Origin of the sequence: Arthrobacter arnarulunnguaqae, assembly GCF_051262515.1 — a bacterium.
Classification (GTDB): domain Bacteria; phylum Actinomycetota; class Actinomycetes; order Actinomycetales; family Micrococcaceae; genus Arthrobacter_N.
Window position 1 is genome coordinate 24,299 of sequence record NZ_JBIMER010000002.1, and the last position, 25,772, is coordinate 50,070.

Genomic DNA, 25,772 nt, shown 5'->3' on the forward strand with positions numbered 1-25,772 from the left:
CACGAAGGAGCCCCACATCCGATGAACAGCCAAACGAGCCCCGCGAGCCAGACCGGCAACACCGGCCGAACCGACGCGTCCAGGCGAACGTATGATCTCTCCGCGGCGGACCTGGCCGCGCGCTACGCCGACGGGCTGGACCCGCGGGAGGCCGTCGAGTCCGTGCTGGCCCGGATCGCCGAGCGCGAACCCGTGCTCAACGCGTTCCACCACCACGATCCGGAGCGGGTAAGGAACGACGCCGAGGCCTCCGCCCGCCGCTGGGCGTCCGGCACGCAGCACTCGCCATTCGACGGCGTGCCGGTCACCATCAAGGAGAACATCCCGCGCGCCGGCGTCGCGGTTCCCTCCGGCACGGCGCTGCCGAACCCGCCCGTCGCGGCGGCCAACGCGCCCATCACGGACCGCCTCGAGGAGGCCGGCCTGGTGATCCTGGGGTCCACGACCATGCCGGACTGGGGGATGCTCTCCTCGGGCGTCTCCTCGCGCCACGGCATCACCCGCAACGCCTGGGATCCCACGCTCACCACGGGTGGTTCGAGCGCCGGCGCGGGCGCGGCGGCGGCGGCCGGATACGGGCCGCTACACGTCGGCACGGACATCGGCGGCTCCATCCGGCTCCCCGGGACGTGGGCCGGCCTGGCCACGCTCAAGCCGAGCGCCGGACTGGTCCCGCTGCACGCCCCGTACCTCGGGCGGGCCGCCGGACCCCTGGCGCGCACGGTCGGGGACGCGGCGCTGCTCATGTCCGTCATCGCCCGGCCGGACACCCGCGACCACGGATCCCGTCCCTACCCGGACATGGACTGGTTCGCCCCGCCGGCGGATCCGTCCGGACTGCGCGTGGGCCTGCAGCTCGACGCCGGATCCGGCGCCGCGGTGGATCCGGAGGTCGCCGCCGCCGTGGAGCGCGCCGCCGGGCTGTTCGCGGCCGCAGGAGCCACCGTCGCGCCCCTGGCCCCGTTCATGACCGCCGAGCAGCTGGCCGGGATCGACGCGTTCTGGCGAACCCGGTCGTGGGCGGACTACAGCGCGCTCAGCGAGGCGGACCGCGCCCGCATCCTGCCGTACATCGCCCGCTGGTGCGAGGGCGGCAAGGGGTACGACGGCGTCGCCACCATCCGCAACTACCACCGGTTCGCGGAGGTCGAGGCCGCGACGCGCGCCGCCACGGAGCCGTTCGACCTGGTGCTTTCCCCGGTCGCCCCCATGGCCGCGTTCCCGGCGGAGGATCCCATGCCGGTCAACGATCCGGACCGGCCGATGGCGCACATCTCCTTCACCGTCCCCTACAACATGTCCGGGCAGCCGGCCGCCACGGTGAACTGCGGTTTCACGGCGGACGGCCGGACCATCGGCCTGCAGCTGGCAGGCCGGGTCGGTGCGGACGACCGCGTCCTGGCGGCCGCCGCCTGGTACGAGTCCGTGCGCGGCGACGCCGCCCCGGACTGGTCCCGCGTCCAATAGCCGCCCGGCGCCCGGTTCGCTAGGCCGGGGGAGTGAACCTGCCGTCGATGGCGGTCCAGCCGCCGTCGACCGTCAGCGTGGAGCCGGTCACGAAACTGGCGGCGTCGGAGCACAGGTAGACGACGGCGCCGGCCAGCTCCTCGGGCCGTGACCAGCGGCCCAGCGCGCTTTTGGACGCGTACGCCTCGTACCACTCGGCGTTCGCCTTGATCTGGGCGGTCAGCGGTGTCTCCACCACGCCGGGCGCGATCGCGTTCACGCGCACTCCCTGTGGGCCGAACTCGGCCGCGGCCGTCTTCAGCAGCTGCACCAGCCCGGCCTTCGTGGCCGCGTAGACACCCTGGCCGGGTTCCACCACCGACGCGCGGATGGACGCGAACCCGGTGATGGAGCCGCCGCCGCGGGCGGCCATGGCCGGCGCGAACGCGCGGATCAGCGCGAAGGACGCGCGCAGATTCAGGTTCACGACGCGGTCGAACTCGTCCATGGAGTAGTCCGCGATCCGCTTGCGCACGTTGGTCGCGGCGGTGAACACCAGCGAGTCCAGATCCGTGTGCGCGGCGGCCGCGGCCGCCACCGCGTCGGTGTCCGTGACGTCGAGTCGGTACACGGCGGCCGCGTCGCCGACCAGCGCGGCCGTTTCCTCCGCGGCCTCCAGGTTGCGGTCGGCGCAGATTACGCGCGCTCCGTGCGCGGCGAGGGCCAGCGCGGACTCGCGGCCGATGCCGCTGCCGGCACCGACAACCATGATCTTGCGTCCGTCCAGGCGGAACAGTGTGCTGTAGTCGGTGCCGGCGTTCACGGCCGTCCTTTCGAGGGGGGTTGGAACCTGCGGGGTCAGGCGGGGCGGATCATGGCCATGCGGGAGACGGTGAATTCCTCGATCGCCCACCGGGGTCCCTCGCGGCCGGACCCGGAGTCCTTGACGCCGCCGTAGGGCATGATGTCGGAGCGGAACCCGGGGATCTCGTTGACGACGACGCCGCCGACGTCGAGCCGGTTGACCGCGGCGAACGCGTTGGCGAGCGACCGCGTGTACACGGCGGCCTGCAGCCCGTAGCGGGAGTCGTTGACCAGGTCGATCGCCGCGTCCATGGTGGCCACCGTTTCCAGGCAGACCACGGGGCCGAAGATCTCCTCGCACCAGAGCGGGGAGTCGTGGGGAACGCCGGCCAGCACGGTGGGGTGCACCAGCGCGTCCGCGCGTCCGCCGGTTTGCGCCGCGGAGCCGGCCGGGGCGCCGCCGGCCACCACGCGGGCGCCGGCCTCCAGCGCCTGCCCCACCCAGGAGTTGATCCGGGCCGCGGACGCGGCGTTGATGACCTGGGCCACGCGCGTCGCGGGATCGCGCGGGTCCCCGACCACCACCTCGGGCAGCCGGGCGGCCAGCCTGTCGGCGAAGTCCTGCGCAATGGACTCGACCAGCACCACGCGCTGCACGGAGATGCACGCCTGTCCGTTGGCGTAGAACCCGCCGCGGACCACGGCGTCGACCGCGGCGTCCAAGTCGGCGTCGTCGTCGACGATGAGGCCCGTGTTGGAGCCGAGTTCCAGCACCACCTTGCGCGGAGCTGCCGCGCGGGCGATGCGGTGCCCGACGGCGGCCGAGCCGGTGAAGGACACCACCGCCGCGCGCGGGTCCCCGACGAGTGCCTCGCCGACGTCGTTCCCGCCGTTGACGAGCTGCACGGCCGCGCGCGGCAGGCCGTGCGCGGCCAGGACGCCGCGGACGACGTCGACCATCCACAGCGTGGCCAGCGGCGTGTCGGGGGAGGGCTTGAGGATGATGGGGCAGCCGGCGGCCATGGCCGGGGCGATCTTGTGCGTGGCCAGCAGCACCGGGTAGTTGAAGCCGGCGATGCCCACCACGACGCCGGCCGGGCGGCGGGTGTAGTAGCCGAGCATTCCGGCGCCGAGCGGCTGCAGGTCCAGGGGGACGGTTTCCCCGGTAAGCCGCGTGACCTCGTCCGCCGCGGCCTGCCAGGTGGTCAGGGTCCGCGCCATCTCCACGGCGCAGTCCACGGACGGCTTCCCCGTTTCCAGGACCAGCAGCGACTGGAGTTCCGCGGAGCGGGCCGCGAGCTCGGTGTGGACGGCCGCCAGGACGGCCCGGCGGGTCCCGCTCGTGGCCGCGGCGACCGCCGGCGCGGCGGCCTCCGCCGCGTCGAGGGCGGCGGCGGCGGTGGCGGCGTCGGCGAGCGGAGCCCGTCCGACCACCGATCCGTCGTAGGGGAAGACGACGTCGGACTGCCCCACGCACGGGACGCCGGATTCGCCGACGGGCAGCGTGGTGGACAGCCGTTCCGGAAGGGTGTGGGCGGGGCCCATGGGCGTCTCCTGTTCCGGGCGCTGCCGTTGGGCCCTGTTGAACGAGTGGTCTTACCAGTAACATAAGCAGACTACTAGCGAACCATCCGTGGAGGCAATGACCATGACGAACCCCGACGGCTTCGCGGCCACGCCGGCCGCCCGCCCCCCGCGCACGCACTCCCTGGGCATCGTGCCCGGAGACGGGATCGGCCCCGAGGTCACCGGCTGCGCGATCGAGGTGCTGGACGCGGCGGAGCGGCTTTTCGGGTTCGCCACGGACCGCGAGACCATCCCGGCCGGCGCCGCGCACTACCTCGCCACCGGGGAACTCTTCGACGGGCCGGTGCGGGAGCGCCTCCAGGGCAAGGACGCGATCCTGTTCGGCTCCATGGGGGACCCCGCGGTGGCCCCCGGCATCCTGGAGCGCGGCTTCATCCTGGCCATGCGCCAGGCGTTCCAGCAGGCCGTGAACCTGCGGCCGGTCAGGCTGTATCCGGGGGTGCGGACGCCCATCGCGGGCCTGGAACCGGAGCGCTGCGACCTGGTGATCGTGCGGGAAAACACGGAGGGCGCGTACGTGGGGCGCGGCTCAACGGTCCACGCCGGCACGCCGAACGCGGTGGCCGTCCAGGAGTCGGTGAACACCCGCGCCGGGGTCGAACGCGTGGTCGACTACGCGTTCCGGCTCGCGTCGGCGCGCCGCAAGAAGCTCACGCTCTGCCACAAGACCAACATCCTGGTGGAGGCCGGAGCCCTGTGGCAGGGCACGGTCGACGACGTCGCGGCGCGCTACCCGGACGTCGAGACCGACTACGTGCACGTGGACGCGATGTGCTTCCACCTGCCGATCTCTCCCGAGCGTTTCGACGTGGTCGTGACGGACAACCTCTTCGGGGACATCATCACGGACCTCGGCGCGGTGATCCAGGGCGGGCTCGGGGTCGCGGCCAGCGCCAACCTGAACCTCGACGGCGCCGCGCCCAGCATGTTCGAGGCCATCCACGGGTCCGCGCCGGACATCGCCGGCAAGGGGCTGGCGAACCCGGCCGGGGCCGTGCTCTCGCTGGCCATGTGCCTGGCCCACCTGGGGGAGGCCGCCGCGGCGCGCGCGGTGGAGACCGCCGTCGTCGCCGTGCTGGGGGAGATGGACGGGCTCAGCGGCGCGGCGATGGGCGGCTCCACCGTCGAGGTGGGCCGCCGCATCGTTGCCGCGCTGGAATCGGCCGCCGGGGGGACGCTGCCGCCGTTGGAGGGGCCCTCGCTCATGGAGGCGATGGCCTCCGTCCAGCGCTGACCCCGCGCGGGGGCTACCGCCCGTCGACGAACCCGTCCGCCACGTCCAGTGCGCGGTCCAGGATCGCGAGGCCCTCGCGCAGGTCGTCCTCGCCGATGTTCAGCGGCGGGACCACGTGGATGCGGTTGAAGTTGGCGAAGGGCAGCAGCCCGTTGGCCTTGCAGAACGCCACGACGGCGTCCATCGTCGGGCTGGAGGAGCCGTACGGGGCCAGCGGTTCGCGCGTCCCGCGGTCCTTGACCAGCTCGATCGCCCAGAAGAGCCCGACGCCGCGCACCTCGCCCACGGACGGGTGCCGTTCCGCGAACCCGCGCAGGGCGGGCCCGACAACGCGCTCGCCGAGTTCGGCGGCGTTCTCCACCATGCCCTCCTCGCGCATCGCGTTGATGGTGGCGACGGCGGCGGCGCACGCGAGCGGGTGGCCCGAGTACGTGAGTCCGCCGGGGTAGGGGCGTTCGCGGAAGGTGTCGAAGATGGCGTCGGACATCGCGACGCCGCCGAGCGGCACGTAGCCGGAGTTGACGCCCTTGGCGAAGGCCAGCAGATCCGGTTCGACGTCCCAGTGGTCGATCGCGAACCAGCGGCCGGTGCGGCCGAACCCGGCCATCACCTCGTCCACTATGAACATGACCCCGTACTTGCGGGTCAGTTCCCGCACCCCGGCCAGGTACCCGGGCGGCGGGACCATGATCCCGGCGGTGCCCGGAACGGACTCCAGGATCAGGGCCGCGATGTTGGCCGCGCCCTCCAACTGGATGACGTCCTCCAGGTGCCGCAGCGCGCGCTGTGTCTCCTCCGCCTCCGTGGCGGCGTGGAAGGAGGAGCGGTAGAGGAACGGGGTGAAGAAGTGGACCGTCCCGGCGTCGCCGTAGTCGTTGGCGATGCGTCGCGGGTCGCCGGTCGCGTTGATCGCCAGCTGGGTGCCGCCGTGGTAGCTGCGGTAGGAGGACAGCACCTTCTTGCGTCCGGTGTGCAGGCGCGCCATGCGGATGGCGTGTTCCACGGCGTCGGCCCCGCCGTTGGTGAAGAACACGTGGTTCAGGTCCCCGGGGGTCAGCTCGGCGATGAGCCGGGCGGCCTCGGAGCGTGCGTCGTTCGCGTGCTGCGGCGCGATGGTGCACAGCTTCCCGGCCTGTTCCTGGATGGCGGCGACCACCTTGGGGTGCTGGTGCCCGATGTTCGTGTTCACCAGCTGGCTGGAGAAGTCCAGCAGCCGGTTGCCGTCCCCGTCCCAGAGGTGGCTTCTCTCGGCCTTGAGAACCGTCATCGGGTTGATCTTGTCCTGCGCGGACCAGGAGTGGAACACGTGGGCGCGGTCCAGCTCGTGGGCGCGGCGCCCGGCCTCCAGCTCCGGCTCGGTGGGTGCGGTGGCGGTCGGCGCCGGGTTCAGTGTCTCGGTCATGGCGTTCCTTCTGCGCTCGTGGTGGGTTCTAGTCGTTCTGCGGGAAGCCGAGGTTAAGGCCGCCGTGGCTCGGATCCTGCCAGCGCGTGGTGACCACCTTGCCGCGGGTGAAGAAGTGCACGCCCTCGGCGCCGTGGGCGTGGGTGTCGCCGAACAGCGAGTTCTTCCAGCCGCCGAACGAGTAGTAGGCCATCGGCACCGGGACGGGCACGTTGATGCCCACCATGCCCACCTGGATCTCGTTCTGGTAGCGGCGGGCGGCGCCGCCGTCGTTCGTGAAGATCGCGGTGCCGTTGCCGTACGGGCTGTCGTTGACCAGCCGCACGGCGTCGTCGTACGCGTCGACGCGGAGCACGGACAGGACCGGGCCGAAGATCTCGTCGGTGTAGATGGGCATGTCCGTGGTGACGTGGTCGAACAGGGTGGGGCCGAGGAAGAAGCCGGACGGGCCCTCGGGCGTGGACTCGGCGTCGAACTGGCCGGAATCGGTTGCGTCGACCCGGCCGTCGAGGACCACGGTGGCGCCGGCGGCCTCGCCGGCGTCGATGTAGCCGGCCACGCGGTCGCGGTGGGCGGCGGTGACCAGCGGTCCCATGTCGCAGCCGCGCAGGCCGTCCCCGGTGCGCAGCGTGCGGCCGCGCTCGGCGATCTTGGCGACCAGCTCGTCAGCGATCTCCCCCACGGCGACGAGCGCCGAGATGGCCATGCAGCGCTCGCCGGCGGAGCCGAAGCCCGCGTTGATGGCCGCGTCGGCGGCGAGGTCCAGGTCCGCGTCGGGCAGGACCACCATGTGGTTCTTCGCCCCGCCGAGGGCCTGGACGCGCTTGCCGTTGGCCGTGCCGCGGGAGTAGACGTACTGGGCGATCGGGGTGGATCCCACGAAGGAGACGGCCTTGATGGACGGGTTGTCCAGCAGCGCGTCGACGGCCTCCTTGTCGCCGTTGACCACGTTGAAGACGCCGTCCGGGAGCCCGGCCTCCTTCCACAGCTCGGCCATCCAGATGGTGGCGGTGGGGACCTTCTCGCTGGGCTTGACCACCACGGTGTTACCGGCGGCGATGGCGAGCGGGAAGAACCACATCGGCACCATGGCAGGGAAGTTGAAGGGGGAGATGATGGCGACCGGACCCAGGGCCTGCCGGATGGAGAGGACGTCCACCTTGGTGGAGGCGCCCTCGGTGAAGCCGCCCTTGAGCAGGTGCGGCATGCCGCAGGCGAACTCGACGACCTCCTGGCCGCGCGTCACCTCGCCGAGCGCGTCGTCGAGGACCTTGCCGTGCTCGGACGTGATGATCGCGGCGAGTTCGTGCTTGCGGGAGTTGAGCAGTTCCCGGAAGGCGAAGAGGACCTGGGTGCGGCGCGCCAGGGACGCGTCGCGCCAGGCGGGGAACGCCGCGGCGGCTGCGGTGACGGCCGTGTCCACGTCCTGCTTGCGGGCCAGGGCCACGTGGCCGGAGACGGCCCCCGTGGCGGGGTTGGTGATCGGCGCGGTGCGCCGGGAGCCCGCAGCGGTGGCGGCGCCGGCAATCCAGTGCAGGACGGTGGGCTCGGCGGAGGCCTCTGACGGGCGGTCGGTCTGCTGGGTGATGGTCATGCGTCGCTCCTGCGGTCAAGTGGGTGGGGCCGTGCGGCTCTGGATCCATCCTGCGGCCGGGCGCGGGATCGCGACAATTGGCACAGTGTCGGTTTTGTCCAACGATTCTTTACACTGTGTCCATGGAACTCACCGTGCGCTCCCTGCTGGCCCTGCCCGAGCTGCGCGCGGCCGATCCGGAGCTCCTCTCCGGCGCCGGCGGGCTGGACGCGCCCGTGCGCTGGGTCCACGTCTCCGAACAGCCCGGGGCCTCGGGTCTGCTGCAGGGTGGCGAGTTCGTGCTCAGCACCGGCCAGATGTTCGACGCCGGACGCCCCCTCGGCGCCAAGGCCATGGCCGCGCACCTCCTGGGTTTCAAGGCGGCGGGGGCCGCCGGCATCGCCTTCGAGATCCTCGGCGAGCGGGAGGCGACGGCGGAGCGCCTCCGCCGGGTGGCGGACTCCGCGGGACTGCCCGTGGTCCTGCTGCGCCGTCGCGTCCGGTTCGTCGCGGTGACGGAGACGGTCCACCGGATGATCGTGGCGGACCAGTTGCGCCAGCTCGAGGCCGCGCACCGGGTCCACGAGGCATTCACGGCGTTGAGTGTGGAGAACGCCGGGGTGGAACCGATCGTCGCGACAGCCGCGCGGCTCGCCGGCGTGCCGGTCGTGTTCGACGCGAGGGACGGTTCGCGGACGCGTTCCGGCCCGGGATCCGAGGCGCTGGCCGCCGCGTGGCGGAACCGGGCGGCGGACGGCGGCGACGCCGGGTTCCTCACGGCCCCGGTGGCGGGCGCCGGCCAGGACTGGGGCAGGCTCGCGGCCCCGGACGCGGCGCGGGACAGCCCGGAGGCGTCGATGGTGCTGGAGCGAGCGGCCCAGGCGCTGGCCATCCACCACATGGCCGAACGCGACCAGCGCGAGCTCGCCCGGAGGGCGGAGGCGGTGCTGGTCGGCGAGCTCCGCCAGCCAGGCGCGCTCACCGAGGAGCAGGCGCTGGACCGCGCCGCCGGGCTCGGCTTCGCGCCGGGGGTGGCCTACGTGCCGGTGGTCCTCAACATCGACGCCGGCCCCGGTGGTCCGGTAGCCACGCAGCGCCGGGGGAGGATCCTGCTCGACGCCGTCGCCCGCGCGCTTGCCGCGTCCCGTGCCTCCGCGCTTGTGGCCGGGATCCGCTCGGACCAGATCGGCCTGCTGCTGGCGCTGCCCGCCCGGCAGCTCGAGGATCCGCTGCTGGCGCGCCTGTGCTCGGGCCTCTCCCGCATCGCGGGCTCCGGCGGAGGCGGCGTCCCCGGAGCGGACGCGGACGGCGCCGGCGCTGACGGCGGCTGGTGGACCGTCGGCGCCGGCCGAACGCAGGGGTCGCTGATCGACGCTGCCCTGGCGCTGGAGGAGGCCGGCCACGTGGCCGAGGGCGCGGCGTCGCTCCCGGCGGCCGAGCGCGGGCGGCGGCCGTACCACCGATCCGCGGACGTGAGGCTGCGCGGACTGCTGTCCGTGCTGCGCGACGACCCGCGCGTGCGCGGATTCGCCGAGACCGAACTGGCCGGGTTGGCCGCGCCGGACCTGGAATTGCTGGGTCGGTTCCTTGGCGTGTCAGGCAACAGGGCGGCACTTGCACGGCAGCAGTTGGTCAGCCGTCCGGCGCTCTACGCCCGGCTCGACCGCCTGGAGCGCCGGCTCGGCGTCCCGCTGGACGAGGCCGAATCCCGCGCCTCCCTGCACGTGGCGCTCCTGATCACCCAGCTTGCGTCGGTCTGATCCGGGCGCACGGCCAGGTCAATCACCCTTTGCGGTACGTGCATTAGAATCAAACTACCTATTTCACGAGTTCTGGCGGGAGCTACATGTCCGTTGTGGTTCCTGGGCCCAGTCAGACGACGGTGAGGCACGGGGAGCCGAAAGCCGGATTTAGATCGGATATCCAAGGCTTGCGGGCAGTGGCCGTCGGTGTCGTCCTGCTCTATCACGCTGGATTTCCCTTGGTGCCCGGTGGCTATGTGGGCGTCGATGTCTTTTTCGTCATCTCGGGATTCCTCATCACCGGCATACTCCTCAAGGAAGTCGACGAGACGAACCGTATTTCCCTCGCGGGCTTCTACGCGAGAAGGGCGCGGCGCATCCTGCCGGCTGCACTCCTCGTCTTGACGGTCGTTGGCGCGCTGTCCTTCTTCCTGCTTCCGCGAATCCGTTGGGAGACCATCGGGCTAGAGATCGTTGGCAGCGCGTTCAACGTCGTGAATTGGATCTTCGCCGATGCCGCCGCGGACTACCTGCGAGCTGGAGTCGCTGCCAGTCCCGTCCAGCACTTCTGGTCACTGTCCGTCGAGGAGCAGTTCTACGTTGTCTGGCCGCTTCTACTGGTTGGCGCGGCATATGCTGCACGTCCGCGAAGCAAACGACACGCAGGCCGACGAAAAACGGAGCCAGTGGGCAGCCGTTTTCGCGTTTTCGTTGTCACCGCCGTCGTCGTCATCTCCGTACCTTCATTGGCCTATTCGATCCACCTCACGGCAACCGATCCCGGTCCGGCCTACTTCGTCACGACGACCCGTGTCTATGAATTCGGCGTGGGGGCCATCGTCGCCGTGTTCGCTCCGCAGCTTGCCGGAATCGGCCGACGGTTCGCTCTGATCCTTGGGTGGGGCGGGTTGGCCGGCATTCTCGTTTCGGCTCTGCTTTTCACGTCGGGTATTCCGTTCCCCGGCTATGCCGCACTGTTGCCCACGGTTGGCGGTGCCGCTGTGATTATCGCCGGGCTTGCCGGACGCGATCGGAGTGGGGCCGGAAGAGTCCTGTCTCTGAAACCGATGACGTGGCTCGGGGGCATCTCCTACTCGCTGTATCTGTGGCACTGGCCCCTTATCGTCATCGCCGCGCACGTGTTGGGCGGGCGGTACGTGGCAGTGAGCCTGCTTGTTGTCGCGTTCTCGCTGGTACCCGCGTATCTCAGCCACAAGTACGTCGAACAACCGATTATGAGATGGCGTTACGTTGAACCCAATACTGTGGCGTTGCAAATGGGTCTCCTGGGCATGCTGACGACGTCTCTTGCTGTTGTCCTGGTACTCGTGGCGACACCGGCACCAGCGGTCGTGGGACCAGTCGGAGGCGCATCGAAACCGACCGACGAAACCGGCGGCCTAGCCAGATTCGAAGTCTTCGGGGCCGAGGCCTTAGCCCTTGATCGCGCTGCTGGCAGCGTTCGCAATGCGCAGGGTGCTTTCAAACCGAATGCAGAGAGTGCAGCAGACGACAACCCCGCTGTGTACGGGGACGGGTGCCATCTAGCAAAACCGGAAACCAAAGCCACGGCCTGCATTTACGGTCATCGATCGGCGGAGTACACGGTTGCCGTCGTCGGCGATTCCCACGCGGCCCATTGGGTTCCCGGACTGACTAGATTGGCGAACGAAGAGGGATTCCGGCTTGTTTCCCACACCAAGTCCGGGTGCCCCCTCAGCAACGAAAGCATTCTCGATCCAAAATCCGGGGGTGCGGACAGGGCATGCTCCGAGTGGGGCAAGGACGTCATCAGAGAGCTCTCAGAGGAGAAACCCGATCTGGTCCTCGTCTCCAGCTTCGACTACCGCGTTGCCCCCGACCACCGGTTGTCAGACGGACTGGCGGGCGCATGGGCGAAACTACAAGATGCAGGCCTGAAGGTGGCCGTACTCATGGACACACCGAGCCCAGGAATCGACATACCGGAGTGCGTGTCTGTGAACGCAGACTCCCTCGAACGATGCGCCGTTGACCGGGTGGAAGCGCTCGCCAACGGAGGCCGTTCCGCCCAGGAACAAGCGCTCCAGGCCTCGAACGGCATTTCGGTTATAGACGTTACGAAGGCGATCTGTCCCGAGGCCAGATGTTCTCCTGTCATTGGAGGCGTGCTCGTTTACCGCGACACCGATCACCTGACCGCCACATATTCGGAGACACTCGCTCCGGCACTTCGGGAGGCTCTCGCGAAGGTGGACGGCTTCGATCCGCCGAAGTAGGTTGGCGAGCCGTGGACAATGGGGGAGTGCCCAAGCCCTTCACGCTGGTCCAGCTGCGCTACTTCGCGGTGGTGGCCGAGACCCAGAACATGACCGAGGCCGCCGTGCGGCTGAACGTCACGCAGTCCACGCTCTCCTCCGCGATCGCCCAGCTCGAATCCGAGGTGGGGGCCGCGCTGTTCCTGCGCGTTCCACGGCGCGGGCTCCAGCTCACGGAGTCGGGCCGCCGGCTCGCCAGGGAGCTCGGGGCTTTCCTGGAGGAGGCGGACCGGATCCAGGGCCTCGTGGCCGGGGAGGCGGAATCGCTGGACGGTGAACTGCGCGTGGGCGTCTTCGCCCCGCTGGCGCCGTTCCGCGCGCCGGTCATCCTCACCGAGTTCGGACGCAGCCACCCGCGGGTGCGCGTGTCCTTCCTCGAGGGCGACCAAGCCTTCATCCAGCGCGCGCTCGCCGAGGGGCGCTGCGATGTGGCGCTGATGTACCACATCGGCCTCGAGGAGGGCTTCACGACGCGGGTTGTCGAACGCATCCCGCCGCACGTGATCGTGCACGCGGGCCATCCCCTGGCAGGCGCGGACCGGGACGTCCGGCTGTCCGAATTCGCGGACGATCCGCTGATCCTGCTGGACCTCCCGCACACCCGCGAGTACTTCCTGAAGCTGTTCAACCTCGCTGGCGTGCGGCCGCGCATCCGGCACCGTGCCACCGGATACGAGACCGTCCGCGCCTTCGTGGGTCAGGGCCACGGCTATTCGGTGCTCAACCAGCGGCTGACCCACAACCAGACCTATGCCGGCGGTTGCGTGGTGCCACTGACGCTGGCGGACGACCTGCCGCCCATCGAGGTGCTGGTCGTGCGGCCCGACGGCGTGCGCCCCACCCGCAAGGCGCTCGCGTTCGAGGACGTCTGCCGCCGCCTCTACGGACCAACAGACGCTTAGCCGAGACCGGCCCGGCCGTCGAGTTGGCATCGAGAGCTTCGATGCCAACGTGCGAAAGAATCAATTAGACGCGTGTGATGCGGATCACCCACACTATTGCCATGACCACCACACCACAGTCGCTCGCAGCCGGGGACGGCGCCGGCACAGCTCCAACCGGGGCCACCGAATACAACAGCGGCCGGAAGACCACCGGCCTCCAGAAACGCGTCCTCGCCGGGGGAAGCGTCGGCCAGTTCATCGAGTTCTACGACTTCTCGCTCTACGGGCTCTCCGCCGTCGTGCTCTCCCAACTCTTCTTCCCGAGCCAAGACTCCGTCATCGGACTGTTGTCCGTGTTCGCCACGTTCGGCGTCGCGTTCTTCATCCGTCCCCTCGGTGGCCTGTTCTTCGGGGCGCTCGGAGACAAGGTGGGACGCCGCAAGGTCCTCTACACCACGCTGCTGACCATCGGCGCCGCCACGGCCGCCATCGGGCTGCTCCCCACGTTCGGCCAGGTCGGCGCGCTCGCCCCGGCCCTGCTGGTCCTCTGCCGCCTGCTGCAGGGGTTCTCGGCCGGTGGCGAGTCCGTCGGCGCCCCCGCCTTCGTGTTCGAGCACGCCCCCATCGAACGGCGCGGATTCTGGCTCAACATCACCCTCGCGGCCACGGCACTGCCCTCCGTGGTCGCCGGGTCGCTGATCCTGGTGCTGAGCCACTCCATGACGGACGAGGCCTTCATGAGCTGGGGATGGCGCGTGCCGTTCCTGCTGGCCTTGCCGCTGGCCGTCTTCGGGCTGTGGATCCGTTCCCGCACCGAGGAGTCGCCGGCCTTCAAGCAGGTCGCCGCCGCCGAGCGGGCCAAGGAGTACAGCCCCGTCCGCGAGGCCTTCCGCGAGAACCGCCTGCGCATGGTGCAGGTCGTCTTCGTGATGGGACTGACCGCCATGGGCTTCTACTTCCTGGTGGGCTACTTCGTCCCGTTCGTCCAGACCAGCGGCAACCTGACCCGCGAGCAGTCGCTGATGGCGAACGCCGCGGCCCTGCTGTTCTACGCGCTCCTGCTGCCGGTCGGCGGCATCATCGGCGACAAGGTCGGCCGGAAGCCGATGCTGATCGCCGGCGCCGCGGCCATCGCGGTCTTCGCGGTGCCGTGCTTCATGCTGGTCACCAGCGGCTCCCTGGTGCTGGCGATCCTCGGCCAGCTGCTGTTCGTGGTGCCGCTGTGCATCTACGGCGGCGGTTGCTACACCTTCTTCGTGGAGATCTTCACGACCCGGACGCGGTTCACCTCCGCCGCCATCAGCTACAACCTGGCCTACGCCATCTTCGGCGGCACCGCGCCGTTCATCGGGACGGCGCTCATCAGCTCCACCGGCAACAGCCTCGCGCCGGGCATCTACCTCACCGTCGCGGCCGTGATCGTCCTGCTGCTGCTGACGCTGACCAAGGTGCCCGAGACCCGCGGCAAGCTGCACTAGCGGTCCGCCCCCCGCAGCCGACCACCACCACCTCCGCACACCCCCTTCCGCATCAGGAGCTCCACCGTGAACGCCCAAGCCTTCCTGTCCGATTTCCACCACGTCGCCACCTTCGGCGCCACCGAGAACGACGGCGTCGACCGCCAGGCCGCGACGGCGAAGGACAAGCTCAGCCGCGACTGGTTCGCCGGGTTCGCCCGGGAACGCGGGTGGGAGGTGCGGGTGGACGGGATCGGCAACATGTTCGCGCTCGTGGAGCTCGCGCCCGGCGCCCCGTTCGTGATGGTCGGATCCCACCTGGACTCGCAGCCGCGGGGCGGCCGGTTCGACGGCGCCTACGGCGTGATCGCCGGCCTCCACGCGGCGGACCGGGTGCAGCGGCGGGTCCGCGAGGAGGGCGTGCGGCCGCGGTTCAACCTCTGCGTGGTGAACTGGTTCAACGAGGAGGGCGGCCGGTTCGCACCGTCGATCATGGGAAGTTCCGTGTTCGCCGGTCTGATGGACCAGGAGCGCATGCTGGCGGTGGAGGACCTCCAGGGCACCACCGTCCGGGAGGCGCTGGAGTCCATCGGCTACCTCGGCACGGACGAGCGCCCGGAGGTCGCCGGGTACGCGGAGATCCACATCGAGCAGGGCCGGATCCTGGAGCGCGAGGGCCACACCATCGGCGCCGTCGACTACTCCTGGCACACCCAGAAGCTGGACATCGAGGTGCTGGGGGAGCAGTCCCACACCGGGGCCACCGCCATGGCGGACCGGCACGACGCGCTCGTCGCGGCGTCCAAGATCGTGTTGATGGTCCACGACGTCACCGGCGACTTCGCGGAGGAGGCCCTGGTCTCCTCCGTGGGGCAGCTGACCTTGGAGCCCAACTCCCCGATCGTGGTCCCGCGCCGCGTCCGCCTGGTCGCGGACCTGCGCTCCGCCAGCCCGGAAACGGTCAACGCCGCGCGGGCCACGCTGATCGGGAAGATGGAGGCGCTCGCTATCGAGCACGACATCAAGATCAACGTCCGCGACTTCGACGTCCGCGGCATCCAACGCTACCCGGAGGAGGGGATCGAGCTGGCGGAGAAGGTCGCCGCGGACCTGGGCCTTGGCGCGCGCCGCATCCGCACCATGGCCGGGCACGATTCCGTGGCCCTGAACCGGATCGTGCCCACGGTCATGATGTTCGTCCCCTCGGTCGACGGCGTCTCCCACTGCGAGCGGGAGTTCACCACGGACCGGGACATGGCCGCCGGCGTCGACGCCCTGACCGGCGTCGCGTGGGAGATGGTGCGCGGAGCGTTGGCGCGGGACGCGGCGTCGCTCTCCGGCGCCGCGCCGGCCGGTGCCTAGCGTGGGCGAACTGCACTACCTGGACGCCGTCGCGGCCCTGCGGCTGTTCCGCAGCCGCGACCTCTCGCCCGTCGAGCTGATGACGGCCGTCATCGAGCGGACGGGGGAGGTCAACCACCACGTCAACGCGCTCACCGAGACCCTGTTCGACGACGCGCTGGCCGCCGCGCGGCTGGCGGAGGCGCGATACGCGCGGTCGGCGGACGACGCCGGGGAGCCCCTGGGGGCGCTGCTGGGGCTTCCGGTGGCGACGAAGGAGAAGCACGCGCTGGCCGGCCGCACGCTGGAGCAGGGACTCGGCGCGCACCGCGGCCGGATCGCCCCCGGCGACCATCCGGTGGTGGAGCGGATCCGCGCCGCGGGCGGGATCGTCCACGCCCGCACTACGTCGCCGGAGTTCAGTTGCGCGACCGTCACGCACAGCCCCCTGTGGGGCGTGACGCGGAACCCGTGGAACCTGGAGTGCTCGCCGGGCGGGTCCTCCGGCGGATCGGGCGCCGCGCTCGCCGCGGGGATGGCGCCGCTGGCGACGGCGAGCGACATCGCCGGTTCCACGCGCATCCCCGCGGGCTTCACCGGGACGGTCGGCTACAAGGCCCCCTACGGGCGGATCCCCGGCGCCGCGCCGCTCTCTGCGGACTGGTACCGCGGGGACGGTCCGATGGCGAGGACCGTGGCGGACGCGGCCCTCCTCGCCAACGTGATGTCCGGGCCGCACGCGGCCGACCACTTCACCATTCCGGCCGGGCCGCCCATCGACCTGGAGCACGCCCCGGTCGCCGGCCTGCGGATCGCGCTCAGCACCACGCTCGGCGACTACCCGGTGGACGCGGCCGTGGAGGCCAACACGCGCGCCGTCGCGGACGCGCTGCGCTCCGCAGGCGCCGAGGTGGTGGAGATCGGCCTCCCGTGGACCACGGAGCGGATCCGCGAGACCATCTTCACGCACTTTGGGCACCTTCTGGGTCCGGCGATGTCGGCCGAAACGGACGCCAGCGGCGAGCCGACCGCTGCCTACACGGCGCGTTTCATCGCCGATGCGGCCGCGGCCGCGTCGCGCAGCACCTTGGCGGAGGGGTTGGCCATGGACGCCCGGCTGCAGGCGGAGCTGGCCGCGGCGATGAACGGGTTCGACGCGTTGCTCTGCCCCACGTCGGCGGTGGCCTCGCTGGACGCGGACGGCGACTACCTGGACGGGATCGACGCCGGCGGCCGCCATCTGGGCCACTACTGGGAGGCGCACCTGACCAGCCCGTTCAACATCGCCAACCGCTGCCCCGTCCTGGCGGTACCCAGCGGCTTGGCCCCGAACGGCGTCCCCACCGGCGCGCAGGTGGTCGGCCACCCCTTCGCCGAGAACACGGTTTTCCGCATCGGTGCGGCCATCGAGGAACTGCTGCCGTGGTCGGACCGGCGTCCGATGCTCTAGCCCGGATGTTGAAGGCCCGCAACGCGGGTCGAACCTGCCTGCGACCTGCGGATAGACTCGCTTCATGATCGTCGGCATTGGTGTGGACGTAGTCCAGGTTTCCCGTTTCAAGGCGCAGCTCGAACGCACGCCTGCCCTCCGCGAACGGTTGTTCGTCCCGGCCGAACGGGAGCTGAACACACGCTCACTGGCCGCCCGCTTCGCCGCCAAGGAAGCCGTCGCCAAGGCCCTCGGCGCCCCCGTGGGAATGAACTGGCAACACTGCCAGGTGGTGGTCGACGCGGCGGGGGACCCGCACGTGATGGTGGACGGCACGGTGGCCAAGGCCGCCACAAACAAGGGCGTGCTCTATTGGCACCTGTCCCTCAGCCACGATGGCGACCTGGCCACGGCCATGGTCGTCGCGGAGAAGTAGACATGATTCCCGTATACACCGGCACGCAGATCCGTGCCGCGGAAGAGCCGCTGATCGAACGCGGCATGGGCCCGGAACTGATGCGCCGGGCGTCTTACGGACTGGCCCAGCACACCATGGAGCTCCTCCGGCGCGAGCGGGGACGGGTCTATGGGGCGCGCGCCGCCGCACTCGTGGGCACGGGGAACAACGGGGGAGACGCGCTCTTCGCCATGGCCATCCTGTTGCGCCGGGGGGTCGCCTGCACGGCGGTGCTTCTGGGCAAGAAGGCGCACGACGCCGGACTCGCCGCTTTCGTGAAGGCCGGCGGACGGGTCGTCGACGGACGGCGTAGGGGTGGCAAGGCATCGCGCGGCGACAGCAGGCGCTGGCGTGCCGCCGCCGAGGCGCTAGACGGGGTGGACCTGGTGATCGACGCCGTGCTGGGCACCGGAGCCAAAGGCGCCGTGGAACTGCCCGAGATTCCCGAGGGTGTGCTCGTCGTGGCCTGTGACCTTCCCTCCGGAGTGGACGCGACTACCGGCGACGGACCCGACTCGGCGATCGAGGCCGACCTCACAGTGACCTTTGGTGCCCTCAAGACCGGGCTCGCAGTCGGCCGGGGGCACCTGCTAGCCGGCCGGATCGAGGTGGTCGACATCGGACTGGGACAACATTTGGGCGACCCCGACCTGTATGTCATCGAGTCTGCGGACGCCGAACGGCTCCGTCCACGCCCACGTCCGGGAGACCACAAGTACACCCGCGGCGTGCTGGGGCTCGTCGCCGGATCGGCCCAATACCCAGGCGCGGCGGTGCTGTCGGCGACGGCAGCCGTGAACGCCGGCCTGGGTATGCTCCGCACCGTGGCGCCCGACGCTGTTCGACCGTTCCTGACGCAGGCCGTGCCCGAGTCCGTGCCGGCGGACGACGCCGGCGCGCACGTCCAGGCGTGGGCCGTCGGTCCGGGCATCGGCACGGACGAGGCCCAGCTCGCTGCGATCCGATCGGCAGTAGCGTCGGGCCTTCCATGCGTAGTGGACGCCAGCGCCCTGGATGCGCTGGAACCGAAGGACGGCCACGGCAAACTGGTGCTCACACCGCACGCGGGTGAGTTGCAGCGCCTCTTGGCTCGAGTAGGAATGCAGGTCGACCGTTCTACCATTGAACGCGACCCCGTCAGGTGGGCCCGCTGGGCTGCCGTCGGCTATTCTTCGGTGGTGGTGCTCAAGGGCCCCTCGACCGTATGCGCTTCCCCCGACGGCTACACGGTGGTGTGCAATTCCGTCGGACCGGAACTCGCGACGGCCGGCTCCGGCGACGTGCTGACCGGGATCCTCGGAGCATTGCTGGCCACCGGTAGCACGGCCGGCGGCGCACGGAACGGCGCATTTATGGGGGCGGTTGCCGCCTCAATCCACGGAGCGGTGGGGCGCGGGCTTGCCGCAAACGGCCCGTTTGCTGCTGGCGAACTGGCGCGATGCCTATGATGCCGCGGTTATCGAAGTTATTAACGGAACGGGAGTGGCGCTTGGTAGGCTGGAATGGCCATTCGTTCGAACGGGCTGACTTCATGGAGTGCGGGCCGTCATTGTCCCGGGGGATAAATAGTGAGTTCAGTTCATGTCGGTGAATCCGCCGACGTAGGTGGCCATCCGGCCAGGCATCGCCGACGGGGTCGGATCAACTTCGCCTGGGACGCGCTTGTGTGGGTGGCCGTCTTTCCCGTAGCGGCGCTGATTAGGTTTGAACTCCGGTTCGAGAGTCTAGCCATCTCGTCGCTGGTCGCGCTAGGCATCGCGACGGCGATCTTGCATCTTTTGGTCGGCTGGGGAGTGGCTCTTTACGGGGGCCGTTTCGCGTACGGGACCTTTGAGGAAATACGGGTTCTCCTCTACGCGGTTGCGCTCGTTGGCGCCAGCATTTCCGCCGTGCTGTTCGCCTTTGGCGACGATTGGGCCATTCCACGCAGCACGGCCCTGATCGCCACACCGATCGCCCTCATCGGCATGTGCGGCGTGCGGTACCTCCACCGGGTGGCGGTGGAGCGCAGGCGGCGCCCCGGCGCGGACGCACGGGCGACGCTCGTCTATGGGGCCGGCTACCTCGGCGAGACGGTCATCCGCCGCATGCTCGTCGACGGAGACTCGGTCTTTCGGCCGGTCGGTCTGATCGATGACGATCCGCACAAGGCTAAGCTTCAAATCCGCGGCGTCCGCGTGCTGGGCGGATTCGATGACCTCGCCACCGCGGCAGAGCAGACGGAAGCCACTGATCTGGTGATCTGTATCGGGCATGCCGACGCCGCCCTGGTGCGCCGCATTTCCGACGCCGCCAAGGACGCTGGCCTGAACGTGATGGTGCTTCCCCTGCTCGGCGAGGTTCTGGCCGGCAAGACCAGGCTGTCCGACCTGCGGGATCTTTCTATCGAGGACCTCATTGGCCGGCACCCGGTGGATACCGAGGTCGAGTCCATCGCGGGCTACTTGGCAGGTAAAAAAGTTCTGGTAACTGGTGCAGGCGGTTCGATCGGGTCAGAACTCTGCCGACAGATCACCAAGTATGCGCCGCTGGAACTCATCATGGTGGACCGCGATGAAACGGGGCTGCAGTCGGCACAGATCGGCACGATCGGTCACGGCCTCCTCCACACCAAGGACGTGGTTCTGGCTGACATCAGGGACACCGAGGCACTCGGGAAGATCTTCGAGGAGCGCCAGCCGGACGTCGTTTTCCATGCCGCCGCACTGAAGCACCTGCCCATGCTCGAGCAGTACCCGGACGAGGCTTGGAAAACCAACGTGCTGGGCACGTTGAACGTCCTCGAAGCCGCGAGGTCCGCCGGCGTGGGGACGTTCGTCAACATCTCCACGGACAAGGCCGCAAATCCGACCAGCGTCTTGGGTCACTCGAAGCGCGTGGCGGAGAAGTTGACGGCTTGGATGGCACAGGAGACGGGGCTGCCCTACATCTCAGTCCGGTTCGGAAACGTCATCGGCAGCCGGGGTTCGATGCTTCCCACGTTCCGGACGCTCATCGAGGCCGGCGGACCATTGACCGTGACCCATCCGGACGTCACGCGCTTCTTCATGACAATCCCCGAGGCGTGCCAACTCGTGGTTCAGGCCGGTGGCATCGGCGGTGCGGGCGAAGTCCTCATACTCGACATGGGAGGGCCGGTGCGCATCCTGGATGTGGCGCAGCGCATGATCGAGATGTCGGGGAAGGAAATCGACATCGTATTCACAGGCCTGCGTGAAGGCGAGAAACTTCACGAGGAATTGATCGGTGTTGGAGAAACCGATTCGCGCCTGTTCCACCCCAAAATCTCACACGCTGAGGTAGACCCCCTATCACCGGAGCGACTGGACAAATCAGGCTGGGAAATACGTATGTCTGACGCTAGATCAGACGGATCCATCGCAGCTCGAGCCAGCGTGTATAGCGATACCGCCGACAGCGTCGAAGAGGGCAGAGATGACTGATCGAATTTTTATGTCGTCCCCGGACGTTGGTGAACTCGAAGAGAACTACATTTTGGAAGCGGTGCGCTCCGGCTGGATTGCGCCGCTGGGACCAGATGTAGACGGGTTCGAGGCGGAGCTCAAAGAGCGCATCGGCGTCGAGCACGCGGTGGCCCTGAGCTCAGGGACTGCGGCCTTGCATTTGGGCCTTCTCGGTCTAGGGGTGGGAGTTGGACACGTGGTCGTCACTTCCACGATGACTTTCGCAGCGACCGCCAATGCGATTACTTATACGGGAGCCCAGCCGTACTTTGTTGATGCGGACGAGTCCGGCAACATGGATCCACTTCTATTGCGGAAGACTCTCGCAACACTTAGGGACGCAGACGAGAAAATTGGGGCCGTAGTTCCGGTCGATCTTCTTGGAAAAACCGCAAATTATACCGAAATTGAAGCAATTGCCGAAGAATTTGGCGTCCCGCTGCTGTGCGACGCTGCGGAGTCCTTGGGTGCTGCGCATGCGGGTCGTCCCGCTGGGTCTTTCGGCCAGGCATCAATTGTGTCGTTCAACGGAAACAAGATCATGACTACGTCGGGCGGCGGGATGCTGCTAACGAACGACGCCGACCTTGCATCGCAAGCGCGCTATCTGGCGACACAAGCTCGGCAACCGGTTGCCCACTACGAACACATCGATATTGGGTACAACTACCGACTGAGTAATCTCTTGGCGGCGTTAGGACGTGCACAGTTATCACGACTCGATGAGATGATCGGCCGTCGGCGAAAGCTGCGCGATCATTACCGTGCATTTTTCGCGCCGGTTAGTGGCGTAGAAATTTTCGGAGGTCTAGACGACGTCGAAGACAACTTTTGGTTGACTTCAATTTTGATTGATGAGCAGGTGGCAGGCTGGAGTATCGCGGAATTTGGTGCGGCAATGGCTGCTTCCAACATAGAAACGCGGCCACTATGGAAGCCCATGCACTTGCAGCCGGTATTCGCCGCCGCGCCGCGGACGGTGAATGGCACATCTGAACGACTATTTGCAAGGGGGCTCACACTCCCGAGCGGCTCTGTGTTGTCCGAAGAGCAAGTTGTTCGGATTACCGCCTCGATGTCGACTTTCTTAGAGTCGCGATGACGCGTCGAGAGGGGAAGAACGCCTACATCGTCTTGAAGCGGATTTTGGATGTTATATGCGCAGGAATGACACTCCTGGTTGCCTCTCCGGTCCTTGGAGCCATAGCCGTCGCCGTGGCCGTGAAGCACGGGAAACCCGTGATTTTCTCTCAGGATCGTCCTGGGAAAGACGGGGAGATCTTCAGGCTGTATAAATTTCGGTCAATGAGACCGGTTGATGCTGGCCGGAATTGGGTGACCGACGCGGAGCGACTTACGGAATTTGGCATATGGCTCAGGGCGACTAGTTTGGACGAACTTCCGTCATTTTATAATGTATTGCGCGGAGATATGAGTCTGGTAGGCCCACGACCGCTACTTGTCCAATATTTGGGCCGATATTCCACGCATCAGGCACGACGGCATCAGGTGCGACCTGGCATCACTGGTCTAGCCCAAATAAGCGGCCGTAACAATCTCGAATGGAACGCGAAGTTCGACTTGGATGTCCAATATGTAGATGGCATTTCGTTTGGAACAGATTTAAGTATTCTTTGGAGAACGCTTGCGGCCGTAGTCCGACGAGATGGGATTTCTGCCAGCACACACGTGACCATGCCAGAATTCCGCGGAAAGCAAACGCCGGAAGAGAGCATCGATGAGTGAACCTCTCGTGATCGTCGGTGTTGGAGGCTTCGGACGCGAAGCTCTGGACGTTGTGCGTTCAATTAATCGAAACGGAGCGAGTCCAGCTTTCAACTTTCTCGGCTTCGTTGACGACAGGCCGTCTGATGCGAATCTGAACCGAGTTCGGCAGATGGGCGAAACATACTTGGGAACCCAATCTGACTGGTTCGCCGGTGGACGCGCAGCCAAGTACGTCATAGGTATAGGGCACCCGGCGACTCGATGCACGGTAGACAAGGCCTTCAATAAACGATCTCTGGAACCTGCTACGTTGATTCATCCTTCTGCAGTAGTGGGGTCGAACAGTGAGATCGGGCTGGGATCGGTTATTTGCGCTGGTGTCCAAATATCGACTAATGCGATCTTAGGTCGGCACGTTCATGTAAACCCAAATGCCACGATTGGGCACGATGTCGTGATTGACGATTTCGTGTCTATCAACCCTGCATCGACAATTTCAGGAAACGTTTGTATCCGGCAGCTTTCACTGATCGGTGCCAACGCCGTAATACTCCAGGGCTTGGAAGTTGGGCCATCGTCCACCGTCGGGGCAGGCGCATGCGTTACCAAGATAGTGGACTCGGACACAGTGGTTAAAGGAATACCGGCACGATAGGTGCAATCTCGGCATTCAAAAGTGTCATCACGAAAAACCACGAAAGGGAACTAGCCCGCATGAAAATTCTAATTACCGGCGGAGCCGGCTTCATTGGTTCCAACTTCATACGATTCACCTTGGAACGTGATCCGAACCATGAGATTCGTGTTCTGGACGACCTCAGCACGGGACGAGGAGCCAACATCGCGAACTTCCCGGTCAAGTTCATCAAGGGGAGTTTGGCTGACTCCGAATTGGTTATGGCGGCAGCAGATGGCGTTGACGCCATAGTTCACTTGGGAGCGCTGGGAAGCGTTCCGCGGTCAGTCGCTGATCCGGTGTCAAGCCACGTGGCAAACTTGACTGGCACACTAAACGTCCTTGAAGCCGCTCGTCGGGCAGGGGCCTACGTTGTGTTCGCTTCCTCCAGCTCCGTTTACGGCGCGAACAGGAGCTTGCCTAAATCTGAGTTCGACTGGACCCGCCCTATGAGTCCATATGCTGTTACCAAGTTGGGGGCCGAAGGCTACGTCATCGCGTATCAATTCGCGTACGGGCTTAAGTCCCTAGCATTTCGGTTTTTCAATGTGTACGGCCCTAATCAGCCAGCAGATCATGACTATGCTGCCGTGATTCCGCGTTTCATGGCTGCGGCTTTAGCTGGTGAACCGTTGTTAGTTCATGGTGACGGTAGGCAATCTCGAGACTTTACTTATGTCGATTCTGTATGCGGAGCCCTTTATTCGGCGATTACTCGACAAGTCTCTTCAACCGATCCTGTAAATCTGGCCTTCGGCACTAACACGACGCTCCTAGAGCTTAAGGCCGCCATCCAGAGCGAGTTGGGACATGAAGTCATGATTGAACATACCAATGAGCGACTGGGTGACGTACGGGCATCTCAGTCGGACGGCCTCCGGATGCGAGAGCTATTTCCGGAAATTCAGCCTGTACCGCTATCCGTTGGCTTAGGACAAACGCTCACTTGGTTCCGGAGTATCAGTGCTTCGGCGTAGTTCCCAAACTCCAACCTTGCTTCTGGGCGTTACAACGCCGACGTCTTTTCTCCTGTTGGACGGTCTTCCCCAGTATCTTGCCGCTCAGGGATGGCAGGTGCATCTGGTTTCTTCTCATGGACAGGCGCCAGTTGAGATGACCGGCGTGCCTGGGGTAGAAAGACACGAGATTCCGATGAGAAGAGAGCCGGCCCCAGCATGGGATGTCCTAGCCTTGCTCCGCTGGGTGGTACTTGTGGCGCAGATTCGACCGAGTGTCTTGAGTTCTGGTACGCCAAAGGCCGGATTGTTGGGCCTTCTAGCTGGGTGGTTCTTGCGCGTGCCGCGTCGCATTTACCATCTTCGGGGGTTGCGTCTTGAAACCGAGACGGGTCTCCGTTTGCAGCTATTCAAGCAACTCGAAAAGCTTACTTGTTTCTGCGCTACTGATGTTCTAGCAGTCAGTCCAAGCCTCAGGGACAGAGTTATTAGTCTCGGGTTAGCACCCAGCGTTAAGGTCTCCGTTCTTGGGGACGGTAGTTCCAATGGCGTGGATACTTTACGATTCAGGCCAAATTCAATGTCAGACGGGCAGAAGATTGCGCTGGCTGCTGGCCTCGGACTTGCGCCAAACACCCCCACGATCGGGTATGTCGGGCGACTCAACGCTGATAAGGGCTTGAATGTTTTGGCCGAGTCAAGCGCGATTTTGCATCGAAGGGGATTTGACCATCAGCTTTTGATCGTTGGGGAGGTCGATGGTGGATTCAGCGATCCATGGGCTGCAACGGACCAGTTGAAAAAAGTTTCTCCAGTTGTAACCGGATTTGTGGGCGACACCGCTCCGTATTACCAACTAATGGATGTCTTCTGTCTTCCGACTTTCCGCGAGGGTTTTCCGAATGTCGTTTTGGAAGCGGGAGCTTCGGGATGTCCAACTGTTACGACTACGGCGACGGGTGCCAAGGACTCCGTCGTTGACGGCGTGACAGGCCGATTGGTGGCTGCGGGCGACGCAGCAGGCCTTGCAGATGCGCTCATGGAAACTCTTCGCGGCACGGGTTCTCTAATGGGATTGCGGGCTCGAGAGCATGTGGTGGCCCGATATGACCGACAGAGAATTTGGAACCTTACTTCGGCGTTCTACAAACGGAATAATTGAGCGCTGCTCGCGTCATCGCCAGTGGTCCTCGGCCGAGGCGACCGCTGTCGAGTACCGAAGAGCATTCGGTCCGCTATCTCAAGGTCCCAGAAATAACAAAAATCGTGCAGTAATTTCTAGAAGAAAACTGGAG

At 67.0% G+C, this 25,772-nt stretch carries 20 protein-coding genes and 1 pseudogene; 17 read left to right on the top strand and 4 right to left on the bottom strand.

All coding sequences use genetic code 11. The annotated features are described in order from the left end of the window. The first annotated feature begins 21 nt into the window (after positions 1-21). Positions 22-1,467: an amidase gene (locus ACHAAJ_RS02305; RefSeq protein WP_435726249.1), complete on the top strand. Its 1,446-nt coding sequence runs from the start codon at positions 22-24 to the stop codon at positions 1,465-1,467. A gap of 19 nt (positions 1,468-1,486) precedes the next feature. Here the strand turns inward: ACHAAJ_RS02305 and ACHAAJ_RS02310 are convergent, their stop codons facing one another. Together ACHAAJ_RS02310 and ACHAAJ_RS02315 are read right to left on the bottom strand one after the other, a co-directional pair. After that, positions 1,487-2,215: an SDR family NAD(P)-dependent oxidoreductase gene (locus ACHAAJ_RS02310; protein ID WP_435726584.1), complete on the bottom strand. Its 729-nt coding sequence runs from the start codon at positions 2,213-2,215 to the stop codon at positions 1,487-1,489. Between the two features lie 89 nt (positions 2,216-2,304). Continuing rightward, positions 2,305-3,795, bottom strand: a complete 1,491-nt coding sequence (locus tag ACHAAJ_RS02315; RefSeq protein WP_435726250.1) for an aldehyde dehydrogenase family protein — start codon at positions 3,793-3,795, stop codon at positions 2,305-2,307. Positions 3,796-3,898: 103 nt separating this feature from the next. Here ACHAAJ_RS02315 and ACHAAJ_RS02320 point away from each other — a divergent pair, with 103 nt between their 5' ends. Then, positions 3,899-5,071 carry a 3-isopropylmalate dehydrogenase gene (locus ACHAAJ_RS02320; RefSeq protein WP_435726251.1) on the top strand — a complete coding sequence of 391 codons (1,173 nt, stop codon included), beginning with the start codon at positions 3,899-3,901 and terminating at the stop codon, positions 5,069-5,071. A gap of 13 nt (positions 5,072-5,084) precedes the next feature. Here the strand turns inward: ACHAAJ_RS02320 and ACHAAJ_RS02325 are convergent, their stop codons facing one another. Both ACHAAJ_RS02325 and ACHAAJ_RS02330 read right to left on the bottom strand, forming a co-directional pair. Next, positions 5,085-6,473: an aspartate aminotransferase family protein gene (locus tag ACHAAJ_RS02325; protein WP_435726252.1), complete on the bottom strand. Its 1,389-nt coding sequence runs from the start codon at positions 6,471-6,473 to the stop codon at positions 5,085-5,087. 28 nt (positions 6,474-6,501) lie between these two features. Further along, positions 6,502-8,067, bottom strand: coding sequence for a CoA-acylating methylmalonate-semialdehyde dehydrogenase (locus ACHAAJ_RS02330; protein ID WP_435726253.1), 1,566 nt, complete (start codon positions 8,065-8,067; stop codon positions 6,502-6,504). A gap of 122 nt (positions 8,068-8,189) precedes the next feature. Here ACHAAJ_RS02330 and ACHAAJ_RS02335 point away from each other — a divergent pair, with 122 nt between their 5' ends. The 15 genes and pseudogenes from ACHAAJ_RS02335 to ACHAAJ_RS02405 all read left to right on the top strand — a co-directional run bounded on the left by ACHAAJ_RS02335 (position 8,190) and on the right by ACHAAJ_RS02405 (position 25,639). Beyond that, entirely contained in the window at positions 8,190-9,806 is a 1,617-nt protein-coding gene (locus ACHAAJ_RS02335; RefSeq protein WP_435726254.1) for a PucR family transcriptional regulator, read from the top strand. Between the two features lie 86 nt (positions 9,807-9,892). Further along, positions 9,893-12,046: an acyltransferase family protein gene (locus ACHAAJ_RS02340; protein WP_435726255.1), complete on the top strand. Its 2,154-nt coding sequence runs from the start codon at positions 9,893-9,895 to the stop codon at positions 12,044-12,046. Positions 12,047-12,072: 26 nt separating this feature from the next. Further along, positions 12,073-12,987 carry a LysR family transcriptional regulator gene (locus ACHAAJ_RS02345; RefSeq protein WP_435726256.1) on the top strand — a complete coding sequence of 305 codons (915 nt, stop codon included), beginning with the start codon at positions 12,073-12,075 and terminating at the stop codon, positions 12,985-12,987. Between the two features lie 101 nt (positions 12,988-13,088). Then, entirely contained in the window at positions 13,089-14,447 is a 1,359-nt protein-coding gene (locus tag ACHAAJ_RS02350) for an MFS transporter (RefSeq protein ID WP_435726257.1), read from the top strand. 66 nt (positions 14,448-14,513) lie between these two features. Continuing rightward, positions 14,514-15,788, top strand: coding sequence for a M20 family metallo-hydrolase (locus ACHAAJ_RS02355; protein WP_435726258.1), 1,275 nt, complete (start codon positions 14,514-14,516; stop codon positions 15,786-15,788). A 1-nt stretch (position 15,789) separates the two neighbouring features. Beyond that, complete coding sequence (locus ACHAAJ_RS02360; RefSeq protein WP_435726259.1) at positions 15,790-17,217, top strand: amidase; 1,428 nt, start codon at positions 15,790-15,792, stop codon at positions 17,215-17,217. 64 nt (positions 17,218-17,281) lie between these two features. Next, the gene (locus tag ACHAAJ_RS02365) at positions 17,282-17,632 is read left to right on the top strand and encodes a holo-ACP synthase (RefSeq protein WP_435726260.1); all 351 of its coding nucleotides are present in this window, start codon (positions 17,282-17,284) and stop codon (positions 17,630-17,632) included. 2 nt (positions 17,633-17,634) lie between these two features. Next, positions 17,635-19,101: an NAD(P)H-hydrate dehydratase gene (locus tag ACHAAJ_RS02370; RefSeq protein WP_435726261.1), complete on the top strand. Its 1,467-nt coding sequence runs from the start codon at positions 17,635-17,637 to the stop codon at positions 19,099-19,101. 120 nt (positions 19,102-19,221) lie between these two features. After that, positions 19,222-21,096, top strand: a complete 1,875-nt coding sequence (locus ACHAAJ_RS02375) for a polysaccharide biosynthesis protein (RefSeq protein WP_435726262.1) — start codon at positions 19,222-19,224, stop codon at positions 21,094-21,096. After that, positions 21,089-22,219: a DegT/DnrJ/EryC1/StrS family aminotransferase gene (locus tag ACHAAJ_RS02380; RefSeq protein WP_435726263.1), complete on the top strand. Its 1,131-nt coding sequence runs from the start codon at positions 21,089-21,091 to the stop codon at positions 22,217-22,219. Before ACHAAJ_RS02375 ends, ACHAAJ_RS02380 begins: the two co-directional genes overlap by 8 nt. Further along, the gene (locus ACHAAJ_RS02385; RefSeq protein ID WP_435726264.1) at positions 22,216-22,863 is read left to right on the top strand and encodes a sugar transferase; all 648 of its coding nucleotides are present in this window, start codon (positions 22,216-22,218) and stop codon (positions 22,861-22,863) included. The genes ACHAAJ_RS02380 and ACHAAJ_RS02385 overlap by 4 nt, the downstream gene beginning before the upstream one ends. Beyond that, positions 22,856-23,500 (top strand): acetyltransferase, encoded by a 645-nt coding sequence (locus tag ACHAAJ_RS02390; protein WP_435726265.1) that lies wholly within the window; start codon positions 22,856-22,858, stop codon positions 23,498-23,500. Before ACHAAJ_RS02385 ends, ACHAAJ_RS02390 begins: the two co-directional genes overlap by 8 nt. A 59-nt stretch (positions 23,501-23,559) precedes the next feature. Further along, positions 23,560-24,498 carry an NAD-dependent epimerase/dehydratase family protein gene (locus ACHAAJ_RS02395; RefSeq protein ID WP_435726266.1) on the top strand — a complete coding sequence of 313 codons (939 nt, stop codon included), beginning with the start codon at positions 23,560-23,562 and terminating at the stop codon, positions 24,496-24,498. After that, positions 24,485-24,997: pseudogene (locus tag ACHAAJ_RS02400) on the top strand (glycosyltransferase); the annotation flags it as partial. The gene ACHAAJ_RS02395 and the pseudogene ACHAAJ_RS02400, both read left to right, overlap by 14 nt. Before the next feature lie 60 nt (positions 24,998-25,057). Next, positions 25,058-25,639: a glycosyltransferase gene (locus ACHAAJ_RS02405; RefSeq protein ID WP_435726585.1), complete on the top strand. Its 582-nt coding sequence runs from the start codon at positions 25,058-25,060 to the stop codon at positions 25,637-25,639. Positions 25,640-25,772 lie beyond the last annotated feature (133 nt).

What these genes read in the sequence shown, in the direction of transcription:
- ACHAAJ_RS02305 (WP_435726249.1), top strand. Translation starts at nt 22, where the DNA reads ATGAACAGCCAAACGAGCCCCGCGAGCCAGACCGGCAACACCGGCCGA.
- ACHAAJ_RS02310 (WP_435726584.1), bottom strand. Translation starts at nt 2,215, where the DNA reads ATGGTTGTCGGTGCCGGCAGCGGCATCGGCCGCGAGTCCGCGCTGGCC.
- ACHAAJ_RS02315 (WP_435726250.1), bottom strand. Translation starts at nt 3,795, where the DNA reads ATGGGCCCCGCCCACACCCTTCCGGAACGGCTGTCCACCACGCTGCCC.
- ACHAAJ_RS02320 (WP_435726251.1), top strand. Translation starts at nt 3,899, where the DNA reads ATGACGAACCCCGACGGCTTCGCGGCCACGCCGGCCGCCCGCCCCCCG.
- ACHAAJ_RS02325 (WP_435726252.1), bottom strand. Translation starts at nt 6,473, where the DNA reads ATGACCGAGACACTGAACCCGGCGCCGACCGCCACCGCACCCACCGAG.
- ACHAAJ_RS02330 (WP_435726253.1), bottom strand. Translation starts at nt 8,067, where the DNA reads ATGACCATCACCCAGCAGACCGACCGCCCGTCAGAGGCCTCCGCCGAG.
- ACHAAJ_RS02335 (WP_435726254.1), top strand. Translation starts at nt 8,190, where the DNA reads ATGGAACTCACCGTGCGCTCCCTGCTGGCCCTGCCCGAGCTGCGCGCG.
- ACHAAJ_RS02340 (WP_435726255.1), top strand. Translation starts at nt 9,893, where the DNA reads ATGTCCGTTGTGGTTCCTGGGCCCAGTCAGACGACGGTGAGGCACGGG.
- ACHAAJ_RS02350 (WP_435726257.1), top strand. Translation starts at nt 13,089, where the DNA reads ATGACCACCACACCACAGTCGCTCGCAGCCGGGGACGGCGCCGGCACA.
- ACHAAJ_RS02365 (WP_435726260.1), top strand. Translation starts at nt 17,282, where the DNA reads ATGATCGTCGGCATTGGTGTGGACGTAGTCCAGGTTTCCCGTTTCAAG.
- ACHAAJ_RS02370 (WP_435726261.1), top strand. Translation starts at nt 17,635, where the DNA reads ATGATTCCCGTATACACCGGCACGCAGATCCGTGCCGCGGAAGAGCCG.
- ACHAAJ_RS02380 (WP_435726263.1), top strand. Translation starts at nt 21,089, where the DNA reads ATGACTGATCGAATTTTTATGTCGTCCCCGGACGTTGGTGAACTCGAA.
- ACHAAJ_RS02385 (WP_435726264.1), top strand. Translation starts at nt 22,216, where the DNA reads ATGACGCGTCGAGAGGGGAAGAACGCCTACATCGTCTTGAAGCGGATT.
- ACHAAJ_RS02390 (WP_435726265.1), top strand. Translation starts at nt 22,856, where the DNA reads ATGAGTGAACCTCTCGTGATCGTCGGTGTTGGAGGCTTCGGACGCGAA.
- ACHAAJ_RS02395 (WP_435726266.1), top strand. Translation starts at nt 23,560, where the DNA reads ATGAAAATTCTAATTACCGGCGGAGCCGGCTTCATTGGTTCCAACTTC.
- ACHAAJ_RS02405 (WP_435726585.1), top strand. Translation starts at nt 25,058, where the DNA reads ATGTCAGACGGGCAGAAGATTGCGCTGGCTGCTGGCCTCGGACTTGCG.